Genomic DNA, 12,989 nt, shown 5'->3' with positions numbered 1-12,989 from the left:
TGCGGGGAACTATAGTCAACAACGAGAGCCAGGCAAACGCTGCCGCATTTCTGGCGCCGCCCTTAAGGGCTCGGTTCTGGTAAATCATTTCATTGTTTCATTGAAACAGTGAAATGATCTACCTCGTTGAAACCACGCAATTCCGGACGGAAAACCGTTACACACTTTTCCTGGAATTGCTCTAATGGAGGCTACCAACACCCAGCAGCCGTTCGACGGTCGCGTGGTCCTGCGCAAGCTGCACCGGCGTTCCGGTCCAGGCGATCCGTCCCCGCTCGAGCACGATGACACGGTCGGCGAAATCCAGCGCACTCTGTATCCGCTGTTCGACGAGCAATATCGTCATGTCGCCGGTTTTCGCGAGCTCGGCAAAGACCTTCATGAGCTCTTCGCAAATGACCGGTGCCAGGCCTTCGAGCGGCTCATCCAGCAGCAGCACCGAGGGCCGTCCGAGGATCGAGCGGGCGGTCGACAGCATCTGCTGCTCTCCGCCGGAAAGTTGCGAGCCGAGATTCCTGCGCCGCTCATGGAGGCGCGGGAACATGTCGTAGGCTTCCTTGAGTGCGCTCTTCGGCCGGCCCTTGAGCCCGACGAAGAGGTTTTCCTCGACGGTCAGGGTTGGAAAGACGCAGCGCGCCTGCGGCACGAAGCCGAGACCGCTCAAGGCCCGCGACGCGCTCGGCAACGCGGTGACATCGGTCTCGCCGATGCGGATGCGCCCTTCGTAGCGGCGTGTCTGGCCGGCGAGCGTCGCAAGCAACGTCGTCTTCCCCATGCCGTTGCGACCGAGCACCGCGAGACGCGCGCCGGCCGGCACCGAAAAGGAAATGCCTTCAAGCACCCGCGTCGGCCCGTAGCCTGCGGACAGGTTTTCGACGTCAAGCGACGTGGCTGGCATTGGCATAGCTCCCGAGATAGGCCTCGCGTACCCGCGGATCCTTGGTCACATCCGACGGCGAGCCGTCGAAGATGATCGCGCCGGCAGCCAGCACGATCACCCGCTTTGCGAAGCGGAAGACAAGGTCCATGTCATGCTCGATCATCAGCACGGCAAGGTCGGGCGGGAGATCGGCCAGCGCCTGCTCGATCCGGCCCGTGTCGCTTTGCGGGACTCCAGCGGCCGGTTCGTCGAGGAGCAGCACCCGGGGCTTCAGCGCCAGTGCCACGGCGATCTCCAGAAGCCGCTGCTGGCCATAGGCAATTTCGTGGACACGCCGGTGCATCAGGTCGCGCAGTCCGAGCTTGCCGATGAGATCGCCGACCTCCGCCATCACCTCGGGCATTGCGAGATAATTCCCGAACAGGCGCCCGGCCCGGCCGTCGCGCTGCAGCACTGCAAGCGCCACATGTTCGGCCGGCGTCATGTTCTGGAAGAGGCGCGTCACCTGGAACGATCGCACGAGGCCGCGCCGAACGCGTCCGATGGCATCGACACGGGTGATATCTTCGCCGCCGATCCGGACCCCGCCGGAATCGGGCGCCAGGTTGCCGGTGACGAGATTGACGAAGGTCGTCTTTCCGGCGCCGTTCGGTCCGATCAATGCCACGCGGTCGCCCGGCGCCATGGCAAGGCTGACGTCGTTGGTGACGGCGAGGCCGCCGAAGGATCGCTTCAGATTTCGAACCTCCAAGATCGCACTCATCGGCGCGCCTCCCGCCATCTGGTCACGGCGCCGGCGATGGTGCCGTAGAGGCCTTTGGGCGCAAACAACACGACTGCGATCAGCAGGGCACCGACCATCGTCAGCCAATGGAAGGGATTGGCGGCCGAAACGATATCCTCGAAGAACATGAACACGATCGTGCCGGTAAGCGCTCCGAAGAGCGAGCCCGTGCCGCCGAGCACCAGCATCACCAGGCTCTCCGCGGAGAGCGTGAAGGAGAGGCTGTCGAGACCGACGACCTGGGTCGAGATGGCGTTGAGCGCCCCACCGGCCCCGGCCACCGCGCCGGAAATCATGTACATCTTGACCAAGGTCGCCTTCGGCGAGGCGCCCATCGCCCGAATGCGGATCGGATCCTCCTTGATGCCGCGGCAGAGCATACCGAAGGGCGAGCGCACGATAAGGCGCAAGACAACGAACACAGCTGCAAGAAGGACGATGCCGAAGACGTAAGCGGTGCGGCCCCAGAGGTCGAACGCGAATTGCCCGAGCAGCGGATCGGGCGCGATGCCAGCAAGCCCGTCGCTGCCGCCCGTCCAGGACGAGGCCTTGTTGGCGAACTCGTGAAAGAGATGGATAAGCGCGATCGACAGAACGAGCTGGGGCAGGCCGTGGGCTCTGAGGATGACCACGCCGCAGAGAAGCCCCGCAACGACACCGCCGAAAATGCCGCAGACGAGCATGAGCAGCGGATCCGTGATGCCGAAGTGCACCGCGGCAATTCCGGACGCATAGGCACCCGTTCCGAACAGAGCCGCATGACCGAGCGTCGCCACACCGCAATAGCCGGTCACGAGGTCGAGAGACAGCACCAGGAGCGCGATCGCCGTCATGCGCGTGAGCAGCGCCAGGTTATTTGGAAACAAAAGGTAGCCGACGATGGCCAGTCCGATGATCACGGAAAGGCCGGCGAGATCGCGGCCGAACTTTCGCCGACTGCCATGCGCTCTCGCAAGTGCGTCGTTCATCGTCGCCATGGTCACTATCTCGTTCTCCCGGCAAGGCCACGCGGGAATACGCAGACGATTGCGATGACGGCGAGGTAGAAGAAGAACTCGCCGAATTCCGGCACCAGGTAGCGGCCGGCGGTATCGATCCCGCCGAGCAACAGGCAGGCAACCAGGGCGCCCGGTATCGAGCCCGCCCCACCGACAGAAACGACGACCAGGAAGGTCACCATGTAGCGCAGGGCGTAATAGGGTTCGACCGGGAGCAGTTCGGCGCCCACCACGCCGCCCAGGGCAGCGAGACCGACGGCAATCGCAAAGCTCACCGCATAGACGATTTCGGTGCGCACCCCGAGGGCTGCCGCCATCGCGGCGTTGTCGACAGCCGCCCTCAGCTTCACGCCGAAAGCGGTCCTCTCGATCGCGTACCAGAGGACGGCAGCAACTGCGAGACCGCAAAGGATCGCGAAGATCCGATGCGTGGCGATCGAGCGGAAGCCGAGGTCAACAGATCCCTGAAGCCCCGGCGGCAGGGGGATCGTCTTCAGCGTCGGGCCGAAGACATAGTTGGCGATGCCGATGATGCAGAAAGTGATACCGATCGTCATCAGGACCTGCGTCAGTTCCGGCGCCCCATAGATCCGGCGATAAAGCAGCCGCTCGATGGGGATGGCGATGACGATCGTTCCGAAAACCGCAATCATCAGCGCGATCCCATAGCCGAGACCCAGGTCGCGCGCCGCATAGGAGGCAATGTAGCCGCCGATCATGGCAAAGGCGCCATGAGCGAGATTGACGACCCGCATAAGCCCCATGGTGACGGAAAGACCGATCGAAATCACGAACAGCACCATGCCGTAAGCGAGCGCGTCGACCGCTATGCTGAAGACGGTTTGCATGTATCCATCCTGTTTGCCGATGATGCGGGGCAGCATGGCGACCCCGCATCAAAACAGCCGGCCGTTGCTATTTCAGCGCCGCAAGGCCAGGGTCGCCCTGCTTTTCGAAGGTCTGGATCTCCTTGTTGTAATAGGAGCCGTCCGCGGCTTTGGCGACCTCGCGCAGATAAATGTTCTGGATGATGTGGCGCGATTCCGGGTCGATCGAGACCGGCCCGCGTGGGCTCGTCCAGGAAAGTCCCTTGACCGCATCGACTGCCTTTTGCGCGTCCTGCTCGCCGCCGGTCGCCTCGATCATCTTGTAGATGACGTGCATGCCGTCGTAAGCGCCGACGGCAGGGAAGGAAAGTTCGGCGGGATTGCCGATCGCCTTGCCGGCCGCCTCGACGAAGGTCTTGTTTTCGGGAGAGTCGTGCGAGACGGCATAGTGGAACGTCGTCTGAAGGCCGAGCGCGGCTTCACCCAGCGCCGGGAGGTCGGACTCCTGCGTCAGGTCGCCAGGCGCAAAGAGCTTGATGCCTGCATCCTTGAGCCCGTTTTCGTTATAGGCCTTGACGAAACCGAGCGTCGTCGGGCCGGACGGGAGGAAGGCGAAGACGCCCTGGGCGCCCGAATCCTTGACGCGCTGCATGATCGGCGAGAAATCGTTGGTGGCAAGCGGCATGCGGACCGCCTCGACGATCTCGCCGCCCGCCGCTTCGTACGCTTTCTTGAAGGCGTTCTCCGCGTCGACGCCCGGGCCGTAGTCACTGACGACCGAAATGATCTTCGAGACGCCGGCATCCTTCGCGACCTTGGCGATCGGCGTGGAGGTCTGCCAGAGCGTGAACGAGGTGCGCACGACCAGTGGGCTCTTGGTGACGATCGCCGAAGTCGCGGCATTCATGACCACGAGCGGCACATTCCCCTGCTCGAGCAGCGGCGTCACCGCCATCGCGTCGGGGGTGAAATAGAAGCCGGCGAGATACTGCACGCCCTCCTTGACGACGAGTTCCTGCGCCAATGCCTTCGACTGGGCCGGATCCGCCTGCGGCACGTCCCGGTAGATGACCTCGACATCATCGTCGCCGACCTTGCTGCCGTTCAGCGCCATATAGGCGTCGATGCCCGCCTTGAAATTCTTGCCCTGCAGCGCGAACGGGCCTGAAAATGGCCCGATTACGCCGATCTTGATCGTGTCGGCCTCGGCTGCCCCGCTCATTGCCAATGCCGCCAGTGCGGCGAGAATGGTCCGTTTCATTTTTCCTCCCTGCGATAGCCGGCTCACTCCCGTCCGGCATCGTCTATTTATTAGCGTTCAACCTCATGCTCAGTCTGTCATGTCCGACCGCGATAAATAATGAAATGTCAGCGCTCGTTCCATAACTGATGGGTTATGTTATCACGACGAAGCTTGCGTCTAGGTTCTCCTGCCAATGTAACGCGTCGGCACGCAAAACGCAGGCTCGATCTCGTCGCCGCAGTTCCGTTGGGGCGGCCGAGGTGGCCATGTCGAAGTCGCGATCAAAACGGCAGGCCCACATAGTTTTCCGCAAGCGCCATGGCGGCCGCTTGGGAATGGGTGAGATAGTCGAGCTCGGCCTCCTGGATCTTCTGATCGAAATCGCTCGTGTCCGGGAAACGATGCATCATCGTCGTCATCCACCAGGAAAAACGGACCGCTTTCCAGACGCGCGAAATTGCTCGGACCGAATAGGCGTCGAGGCCGGCGTTCGAGCGATCCTCGTAATGCTCGATGAGCCCCTCGTAGAGATAGTGCACGTCGCTTGCTGCAAGGTTCAGCCCCTTGGCCCCGGTCGGTGGCACGATATGGGCCGCATCGCCGACGAGGAACAACCGGTGAAAGCGCATCGGCTCGGTGACGAAGGATCGAAGCGGCGCGATCGATTTTTCGAAGGATGGCCCGGTCACCACCCGTTCGGCATGGTGGGCCGGCAGCCGGCGGCGCAGCTCGTCCCAGAAGCGCTGGTCGTCCCATTCCTCGAGCTTATCGTCGCGCGAGCACTGGATGTAATAGCGGCTGCGACTCATCGATCGCATCGAACAGAGTGCGAAACCGCGCGGATGGTTGGCGTAGACCAGTTCGGGGCTAACCGGCGGCACGTCGGCGAGGATACCGAGCCAGCCGAAGGGATAAACCTTTTCGAAGGTGCGGATGGACTTTTCCGGTACCGATTTGCGACTGACCCCGTGCGACCCGTCGCAGCCCGCAATGAAATCGCAGGCGATGCGGTGCGTGGTGCCGCCCTTCTCGTAGGTGACGTAGGGTGCGTCGCCGTCGAAATCATGCGGCGTTACGTTCGCAGCCTCGTAGAGCGTCGATGCGCCGGTTGCCTCCCGACGGTCCATGAGATCGCGGGTGAGTTCCGTCTGGCCGTAGATCAGCACGCGCTTGCCGTCGGTCAACCCGAAGAGATCGATGCGATGGTCGCGACCGTCGAAGGCGAGTGAAAAGCCGTCATGCGGCAAGCCTTCGGCATGCATGCGGCTGCCGGACTGCGCCTCGTCCATCAGACGCACGGTACCCTCCTCCAACACGCCGGCCCGCACCCGGCCGAGGATGTGATCCTTGCTCGCACGATCGAGGATGACATTGTCGATCCCCGCCTGTGTCAGCAATTGCCCGAGCAGGAGACCGGACGGTCCCGAACCGATAATGACGACCTGGGTTCGCATGGACCTCCTCCCATCGAGCACGCGGTGCGCGAGATCGAACTTTTTGGCCGCCGGCGGACCGGCTGCCCCACGTTGCGCCCGCACAAAAATTGTCTTTTGTCAGGAAGTTTGCGCGCCGTCCGGGCTTGTCTCAATGGACATTTCAGCCAAGAAATTGCACTTATCGAACATCGCGGCTGGGTGAAGAAGATGAAGCGGGCGGTCCCGACATATGAGCTTTACGGCGAGGAGTCCGGAGAACGGCCTGATTTCTGGCTGCATTGCGAGACGATCCCCTCGCGCAGCAGCCTGCACCATTGGGAAATCGGCCTTCACCGCCATCAGAGCTTCTTTCAGATCCTGTACATCGCCGAGGGCTCGGGCGACGCCGTATTCGGCGAGACGTCGCAGGCAATCTCTCCCCCGGCGGTAATCACCATCCCGCCCACCGTCAGCCATGGCTTCCGCTTTTCCCGCGACATCGACGGTTTCGTTTTCACGATCCTCGCGTCACACCTGCCGGCTGCTCCGGGCGGCCGCAGCAGACTGGGTACATGGCTGGCAAAACCTTGCCTGACGCCGCTCGGCGAAAGCGAGGACGGCCGCTACGTCGCCGAGACCTTGCAGCGCCTGGCGGAGGAATGGGCGGCGCGGCGCAATCACCGCACCGGCCTGCTCGACGCTTATCTCTCGACGGTGCTGGCGCTGACGGCGCGGCTGGCAGAAGCGCCGCGTGTCGACGCGGCTGCCGCGGAAAGCGAAAACGAGCGCCGAATGGAGCGGTTCGACGCCCTGCTCCGACAGCACGTTCTTGCGCACCGGCCGGCGGCGTTCTACGCCCGCGAACTCGGTCTGTCGCAGACGCATTTGAACCGCGTGGTCCGGTCGATGACGGGACAGAGCGTGCACGAGGTGATCGCCGAAAGGCTCTTGAACGCGGCGCGGCGCGAGCTCGTCTTCACCCGTGCCAGCGTCCAGGAGATCAGCTTCCGCCTCGGCTTTTCGGACGCGGCGTATTTCTCGCGCTTCTTCGTCCGTCACCTCGGAACTACGCCGCGCGCGTGGCGGATGGCGGAGCGGCAAAAGCTCGGCGTGTGACGCTGCGTATGCCCTGCGCCCTAAGACGCCGGCAATTCCTCGATCGAGTCCACCCGATCGGGATAGAATGCCATGTGGTCCTTGATTTCACGCACCGCTGCATGCGGGTTTTCATAGGTCCAGATGGCGTTCTTCGAGCGCTCGCCACCTGGCGTGACGCTGTAGTAGGAAGCGTCGCCCTTGTAGGGGCAATGCGTCGAATGATCGGTGCGCGCAACGAGCGACATGTCGACGTCCTTGCGGGGAATATACTGCACCGGCGGATAGGACGCCTCGCGCAAGGTCAGTGCATCGCGCGTATCGGCAACGACGCGGCCGTCGAGCTTGACGACGACGCGCGCTGGATTGTGGTCGATGATGATCGGATGATCGGGCCCGGGAATCTTGATCGACTTGTCTGACATGAGCGAACACCTCCGGATTTTGATCCTTCTTACATAGGGTCAGGCCTCCGGCATCCCAAGGGCTGCAACCGTCCATGCGGGCTGCACCCGGCCAACCGCCGAAAAAACAGGGTTGACGCAGCGGCGATATCGGTGACTATTTGCACTCATTCACCAGGGGGGTCCCGGCAAGGGGCTGAGATACTGCTAAAGCGCGCAGTGACCCGTTGAACCTGATCCAGTTCATACTGGCGTAGGGACGGTGCAGACGTGCGAAGGCCAGGATTCCGTGTGTTCCCGTGATCCATCGGCGTAGCGTCTTTTCATCCTTCCGGCTTCAGAACTGGGTCTCCAACGCGAAAACTTTGGAGCCTCAAGATGAATGTTATCAAGCCTCTCGCAGCGCCATCGGTCACGCAGGGTCCTCTTCCGGCCTCGCAGAAAGTCTACAAGCCCGGCGAGATCCATCCCGATATCCGCGTGCCGATGCGCGAGATCGCGCTGCATCCGACCTCCGGCGAGCCGCCGGTGACGGTCTACGACTCCTCCGGCCCCTACACGCTCGACAACGCGGATATCCGCATCGACCGGGGCCTGCCGGAGCTTCGCCGCCAGTGGATCCTTGGGCGTGGCGACGTCGAGACCTATCAGGGCCGCAGCGTCAAGGCGGAAGACAACGGCTTTGCCACCGGCGAGAGGCTGACGCCGGAATTCCCCGTTCGCCGTGAGCCGCTGCGCGCCAAGCCGGGCCAGGCCGTCACCCAGCTTGCCTATGCCCGCGCCGGCATCATCACGCCCGAGATGGAGTTCATCGCCATCCGCGAGAACCTCGGCCGCAAGGCGGCAAGGGAGGCGCTCACGCGCGACGGCGAGAGCTTCGGCGCATCGGTTCCCGATTACGTCACGCCGGAATTTGTCCGCCAGGAAGTGGCGGCGGGCCGCGCCATCATTCCGGCCAACATCAACCATGCGGAAACCGAGCCGATGATCATCGGCCGGAATTTCCTGGTGAAGATCAACGCCAATATCGGCAATTCCGCCGTCACCTCGTCGATGGCCGAGGAAGTCGAGAAGATGGTCTGGGCGACGCGCTGGGGCGCCGACACGGTCATGGACCTTTCGACCGGCCGCAACATCCACAACATCCGCGAATGGATCATCCGCAATTCGCCGGTGCCGATCGGCACTGTTCCGCTCTATCAGGCGCTGGAGAAGGTCAACGGCATCGCCGAGGACCTCACCTGGGAGGTCTACCGCGACACGCTGATCGAGCAGGCGGAGCAGGGGGTCGACTATTTCACCATCCATGCCGGTGTGCGGCTGCACTACATTCCGCTGACCGTCAATCGCGTCACCGGCATCGTTTCGCGCGGCGGCTCGATCATGGCCAAGTGGTGCCTGCATCACCATCGCGAAAGCTTCCTCTACGAGCACTTCGAGGAGATCTGCGACATTTGCCGCGCCTATGACGTCTCCTTTTCGCTGGGCGACGGCCTACGCCCCGGCTCGATTGCTGACGCCAACGACAAGGCGCAGTTCGCGGAGCTCGAGACGCTCGGGGAGCTCACGAAGATCGCCTGGGCGAAGGACTGCCAGGTGATGATCGAAGGCCCCGGTCACGTGCCGATGCACAAGATCAAGGAGAACATGGACAAGCAGCTTGAAGTCTGCGGCGAGGCGCCCTTCTACACGCTCGGCCCGCTGACGACCGACATCGCGCCCGGCTACGACCACATCACCTCGGGTATCGGCGCGGCGATGATCGGCTGGTTCGGAACCGCCATGCTCTGCTACGTGACGCCGAAGGAGCATCTGGGGCTGCCCGACCGCGACGACGTCAAGACGGGCGTGATCACCTACAAGATTGCCGCCCACGCCGCCGACCTCGCCAAGGGTCACCCGGCCGCGCGCATCCGCGACGACGCGCTTTCGCGCGCGCGCTTTGAATTCCGCTGGGAGGACCAGTTCAATCTCTCGCTCGACCCGGAGACCGCACGCAGCTTCCACGACGAAACTCTGCCGAAGGAGGCGCACAAGGTCGCGCATTTCTGCTCCATGTGCGGCCCGAAATTCTGTTCGATGCGGATTTCCCACGACATCCGTGCCGAGGCGCAGAAGGAGGGCCTCGCGGCCATGGCGGCCAAATACCGCGATGGCGGCGATCTTTATATGCCGGTCGGCGAAGAAGCGCAGCCGGGAGAGTAGGAATGACGGTATTGATCAAGGGAGCCGGCGTCGCCGGCCTTGCCGCCGCCTTCGAGCTCAGCCGCCGCGGCATCGCGGTGGAGGTGATCGATACGGCGGAAAACGTCGGCGCCGGCGCTTCCAGCTATGCCGGCGGCATGATCGCGCCCTATTGCGAACGCGAAGCGGCCGGTGAAGCGGTCTTGACGCTCGGGCTTTCCGCGGCCGACTGGTGGGAAGAAGCCGTCCCCGGCGAAGTGTTCCGCAGGGGCACGTTGGTTATCGCCGCGGGACGGGACAGCGGTGAGCTCGACCGCTTCGCCGCCCGCACCCGCGGATACGAATGGGTCGGCGGCAACACGATCGGAGAGCTCGAACCGGACCTTGCGGGCCGGTTCGAGCGCGCGCTGTTCTTTCCCGAAGAAGCCCATCTCGATCCGCGAAAGGCAATGGACGGCCTTTACACCGCGCTCGTCGAGAGAGGCGTCCGCTTCCATCTCGGGAGCCCCGATCTGCCGTCGGATACGTCCTTCTCGGCAGTGGTCGAATGCACAGGCGCGGCGGCGATTGCCACCACGACCGGCCTTCGTGGTGTGCGGGGTGAGATGCTCTTTCTGGAAACCTCCGAGATCAGCGTCTCAAGGCCTGTCCGCCTGCTTCATCCACGCCACCCGCTCTATATCGTGCCGCGCGACAACCACCGTTTCATGGTCGGTGCGACCATGATCGAAACCGATGATGACGGGCCGATCACCGCCCGCTCGGTGATGGAGTTCCTGAACGCCGCCTACGCAGTTCATCCCGCCTTCGGCGAGGCTCGCGTCGTGGAGATGGGCGTCGGTGTCCGGCCCGCCTTTGCAGACAACCTGCCACGCGTCCTCGACCGCGACGACGGCTTCGCGATCGCCGGCATGTACCGCCACGGCTTCCTGCTTGCCCCCGCCATGGCGCGGCAGCTCGCAGAAAAGCTCTGCGGAGCGGAGCATCCGCCGTTCTCACCCAATCCTCCTTTCCGACAGGGAGCAACCCAATGACCTACATCGTCAACGGCGAGACCTTGGAGAGCAGCGCAAAGACGCTGTCGGAGCTGCTGCTGGCGCTCGAATACGAAGGAGACTGGCTCGCAACCGCTGTCAACGGCGAACTCGTTCACCGGACTGACAGGGCAAGCCATCGGCTCAATGATTGCGACCGGATCGAAATTCTTTCGCCGATGAAGGGAGGCTGAAGATGCTGACATTATACGGACAGGAACTTGGCTCGCGCATGCTGCTCGGTACGGCGCGCTACCCCTCCCCCGCCATCCTCGCCGATGCCGTCCGGCAGGCGGGCACGGAGGTTGTCACGGTGTCGCTCCGTCGTGAAACGGCCGGCGGCCGCTCGGGCGGCGCCTTCTTCGAACTCATCCGCGAGCTCGGCGTGCGCGTGTTGCCGAATACGGCCGGCTGTCATTCCGTATCGGAAGCGGTGCTGACGGCGAAGATGGCGCGCGAGGTCTTCGGTACGAACTGGATCAAGCTCGAGGTGATCGGCAATCACAATACGCTTCAGCCGGACGTCTTCGGGCTTGTCGAGGCGGCCCGCATCCTCGCCGGCGAAGGCTTCGAGGTCTTTCCCTATACGACAGACGACCTCGTCGTTGCCGAACGGCTGGTCGAAGCGGGCTGCAAGGTGCTGATGCCCTGGTGCGCGCCGATCGGCAGTGCCATGGGCCCGCAGAACATCGCGGCGCTTCGAACCATGCGCGCGCATTTTCCCGACGTGCCACTGATCGTAGATGCTGGCATCGGCCGGCCCTCACATGCAACGATCGTGATGGAGCTCGGCTACGACGCGGTGCTGCTCAACACGGCCGTTGCCGGCGCCGGCAATCCGGCGCTGATGGCCGCAGCCTTCGCCAAGGCGATCGACGCCGGCCGCGCCGCCTTCGAAGCGGGCATGCTTGAACCGCGCGACATGGCCGTGCCCTCGACCCCCGTCATCGGAAAGGCAGTCTTCTCGTGAAACTCGACCCGTTCTACCTCATCGTCGACAGTGCAGACTGGATCGAACGCCTGGTGCCGCGCGGCGTGAACCTGGTGCAGCTTCGGATCAAGGACCGCGCCGAGCCGGAACTCAGAAGCGAGGTCCGCCGCGCCAAAGCGATCTGCGCCGCCAATGGCTGCCAGCTGATCATCAACGACTACTGGCAGATCGCGATCGAGGAAGGCTGCGACTTCGTCCATCTCGGCCAGGAAGACCTCGCCGTGGCCGACATCGCGGCGATCCGCGCCGCCGGGCTGAAGCTCGGCCTCAGCACCCATGACGAGACGGAGCTCGAAACCGCGCTCGCCGCCAAACCCGACTACGTGGCGCTCGGTCCGATCTATCCGACGATCCTCAAGAAGATGAAATGGGAGCCGCAAGGGCTTGCCCGCATCTCCGCCTGGCGCGAGCGCGTGCGGCCGCTTCCGCTGGTCGCGATCGGGGGGTTGAACACCGATCGACTCGAAGGGGTCTTCGCCCACGGCGCAGACAGCGCTGCCGTCGTCACCGACATCACGCTGAATGCCCACCCCGAGAGCCGGACACGGGAATGGATCGAAAAGACCGCGCGCTGGCGCTGAACCACGCGCTCCCAGAGATGCGCTGTGGACGATCGGCGTCACGCCGCACGATTCGCGCCTCTGTCGGCGGCCAGCTTTAGATCCTGAGCGTAAACCAGCCCGGGCTCGACGATCCATTCCCCGGTCTGGAGCGATTGGACATCGAACCGGCCCCGCTCGTCGCGCGGCGCAATACCGACGAAGCGATAGCGAAGCCCGTCACCGTCGACGGCTGTCTCGCGGATCGGACGGCCGGCGAGATGGCCGATGACTCTTCCTTCGAATTGCACATTCGCCAGGACGAAATACTCGACTGGCAGGCTTCGGCTGGCTCCCCAGGTAATCCTAAAGCCGTTCTTGATCTTCATCGTCTCTTACTCGCTGGAAAACATCGGCCGCCAAGCTGGCCGATACTCATCGCCAGGTCGGGCGCGACCTCGCTTGACGCGACAACTGTGGAATTCTGAAGGCGGCGCCGCACCAAAAACGGTGTCCCGTTCCACGCCACCGTGACCCGAAGTCGCATAGGAAATCGATACGTCACTCATCCCAAAGACATGAGGAACGCATAAGT

At 63.4% G+C, this 12,989-nt stretch carries 14 protein-coding genes and 1 riboswitch; of the genes, 6 read left to right on the top strand and 8 right to left on the bottom strand.

Features of this window, described 5'->3' with window-relative positions; genetic code table 11:
• Positions 1-181: 181 nt before the first annotated feature.
• From FKV68_RS24905 to pobA, 6 genes are all read right to left on the bottom strand, one after another.
• Complete coding sequence (locus FKV68_RS24905; protein ID WP_180943201.1) at positions 182-898, bottom strand: ABC transporter ATP-binding protein; 717 nt, start codon at positions 896-898, stop codon at positions 182-184.
• A complete protein-coding gene (locus FKV68_RS24900; protein ID WP_180943200.1) occupies positions 879-1,643 on the bottom strand; it encodes an ABC transporter ATP-binding protein in 765 nt (254 codons plus the stop codon). Before FKV68_RS24900 ends, FKV68_RS24905 begins: the two co-directional genes overlap by 20 nt.
• Positions 1,640-2,641 (bottom strand): branched-chain amino acid ABC transporter permease, encoded by a 1,002-nt coding sequence (locus tag FKV68_RS24895; protein ID WP_180943199.1) that lies wholly within the window; start codon positions 2,639-2,641, stop codon positions 1,640-1,642. Before FKV68_RS24895 ends, FKV68_RS24900 begins: the two co-directional genes overlap by 4 nt.
• 5 nt (positions 2,642-2,646) lie before the next feature.
• Positions 2,647-3,510 carry a branched-chain amino acid ABC transporter permease gene (locus tag FKV68_RS24890; protein ID WP_180943198.1) on the bottom strand — a complete coding sequence of 288 codons (864 nt, stop codon included), beginning with the start codon at positions 3,508-3,510 and terminating at the stop codon, positions 2,647-2,649.
• A 67-nt stretch (positions 3,511-3,577) separates the two neighbouring features.
• On the bottom strand, positions 3,578-4,750 hold the full coding sequence (locus tag FKV68_RS24885) for an ABC transporter substrate-binding protein (protein WP_180943197.1): 1,173 nt from the start codon (positions 4,748-4,750) through the stop codon (positions 3,578-3,580).
• A 263-nt stretch (positions 4,751-5,013) separates the two neighbouring features.
• Positions 5,014-6,186, bottom strand: coding sequence for a 4-hydroxybenzoate 3-monooxygenase (pobA, locus tag FKV68_RS24880; RefSeq protein ID WP_180943196.1), 1,173 nt, complete (start codon positions 6,184-6,186; stop codon positions 5,014-5,016).
• A gap of 189 nt (positions 6,187-6,375) precedes the next feature.
• On the opposite strand from pobA, the gene FKV68_RS24875 reads away from it, so the two are divergent.
• Positions 6,376-7,263: a helix-turn-helix domain-containing protein gene (locus FKV68_RS24875; RefSeq protein WP_180943195.1), complete on the top strand. Its 888-nt coding sequence runs from the start codon at positions 6,376-6,378 to the stop codon at positions 7,261-7,263.
• A gap of 20 nt (positions 7,264-7,283) precedes the next feature.
• On the opposite strand, the gene FKV68_RS24870 is transcribed toward FKV68_RS24875, so the two are convergent.
• Entirely contained in the window at positions 7,284-7,667 is a 384-nt protein-coding gene (locus FKV68_RS24870) for a DUF427 domain-containing protein (protein ID WP_180943194.1), read from the bottom strand.
• 145 nt (positions 7,668-7,812) lie between these two features.
• Positions 7,813-7,924: riboswitch (TPP riboswitch) on the top strand.
• Positions 7,925-8,024: 100 nt separating this feature from the next.
• Here FKV68_RS24870 and thiC point away from each other — a divergent pair.
• From thiC to FKV68_RS24845, 5 genes are read left to right on the top strand one after another with little or no spacing between them, the layout of a single operon-like run.
• Entirely contained in the window at positions 8,025-9,851 is a 1,827-nt protein-coding gene (gene thiC / locus FKV68_RS24865; protein WP_180943193.1) for a phosphomethylpyrimidine synthase ThiC, read from the top strand.
• A 2-nt stretch (positions 9,852-9,853) separates the two neighbouring features.
• Positions 9,854-10,864: a glycine oxidase ThiO gene (gene thiO / locus FKV68_RS24860; protein ID WP_180943192.1), complete on the top strand. Its 1,011-nt coding sequence runs from the start codon at positions 9,854-9,856 to the stop codon at positions 10,862-10,864.
• On the top strand, positions 10,861-11,058 hold the full coding sequence (thiS, locus tag FKV68_RS24855) for a sulfur carrier protein ThiS (RefSeq protein WP_180943191.1): 198 nt from the start codon (positions 10,861-10,863) through the stop codon (positions 11,056-11,058). Before thiO ends, thiS begins: the two co-directional genes overlap by 4 nt.
• A 2-nt stretch (positions 11,059-11,060) precedes the next feature.
• Entirely contained in the window at positions 11,061-11,834 is a 774-nt protein-coding gene (locus tag FKV68_RS24850) for a thiazole synthase (protein WP_180943190.1), read from the top strand.
• On the top strand, positions 11,831-12,436 hold the full coding sequence (locus FKV68_RS24845) for a thiamine phosphate synthase (RefSeq protein WP_180943189.1): 606 nt from the start codon (positions 11,831-11,833) through the stop codon (positions 12,434-12,436). The genes FKV68_RS24850 and FKV68_RS24845 overlap by 4 nt, the downstream gene beginning before the upstream one ends.
• A gap of 38 nt (positions 12,437-12,474) precedes the next feature.
• Here FKV68_RS24845 and FKV68_RS24840 read toward each other — a convergent pair whose 3' ends face one another.
• Positions 12,475-12,783 (bottom strand): hypothetical protein, encoded by a 309-nt coding sequence (locus tag FKV68_RS24840; RefSeq protein ID WP_180943188.1) that lies wholly within the window; start codon positions 12,781-12,783, stop codon positions 12,475-12,477.
• Positions 12,784-12,989 lie beyond the last annotated feature (206 nt).

The sequence above is a fragment of the Sinorhizobium mexicanum genome, assembly GCF_013488225.1.
In the GTDB taxonomy this organism is placed as follows: domain Bacteria; phylum Pseudomonadota; class Alphaproteobacteria; order Rhizobiales; family Rhizobiaceae; genus Sinorhizobium; species Sinorhizobium mexicanum.
This window is presented reverse-complemented; position numbering and strand designations above follow the sequence as displayed.

Bases quoted from the DNA above. Each gene is read 5' to 3' on its own strand.
- thiS (WP_180943191.1), top strand. From the start codon at position 10,861: ATGACCTACATCGTCAACGGCGAGACCTTGGAGAGCAGCGCAAAGACG.
- FKV68_RS24905 (WP_180943201.1), bottom strand. From the start codon at position 898: ATGCCAGCCACGTCGCTTGACGTCGAAAACCTGTCCGCAGGCTACGGG.
- FKV68_RS24875 (WP_180943195.1), top strand. From the start codon at position 6,376: ATGAAGCGGGCGGTCCCGACATATGAGCTTTACGGCGAGGAGTCCGGA.
- pobA (WP_180943196.1), bottom strand. From the start codon at position 6,186: ATGCGAACCCAGGTCGTCATTATCGGTTCGGGACCGTCCGGTCTCCTG.
- FKV68_RS24900 (WP_180943200.1), bottom strand. From the start codon at position 1,643: ATGAGTGCGATCTTGGAGGTTCGAAATCTGAAGCGATCCTTCGGCGGC.
- FKV68_RS24885 (WP_180943197.1), bottom strand. From the start codon at position 4,750: ATGAAACGGACCATTCTCGCCGCACTGGCGGCATTGGCAATGAGCGGG.
- FKV68_RS24895 (WP_180943199.1), bottom strand. From the start codon at position 2,641: ATGGCGACGATGAACGACGCACTTGCGAGAGCGCATGGCAGTCGGCGA.
- FKV68_RS24850 (WP_180943190.1), top strand. From the start codon at position 11,061: ATGCTGACATTATACGGACAGGAACTTGGCTCGCGCATGCTGCTCGGT.
- thiO (WP_180943192.1), top strand. From the start codon at position 9,854: ATGACGGTATTGATCAAGGGAGCCGGCGTCGCCGGCCTTGCCGCCGCC.
- thiC (WP_180943193.1), top strand. From the start codon at position 8,025: ATGAATGTTATCAAGCCTCTCGCAGCGCCATCGGTCACGCAGGGTCCT.
- FKV68_RS24840 (WP_180943188.1), bottom strand. From the start codon at position 12,783: ATGAAGATCAAGAACGGCTTTAGGATTACCTGGGGAGCCAGCCGAAGC.
- FKV68_RS24890 (WP_180943198.1), bottom strand. From the start codon at position 3,510: ATGCAAACCGTCTTCAGCATAGCGGTCGACGCGCTCGCTTACGGCATG.
- FKV68_RS24870 (WP_180943194.1), bottom strand. From the start codon at position 7,667: ATGTCAGACAAGTCGATCAAGATTCCCGGGCCCGATCATCCGATCATC.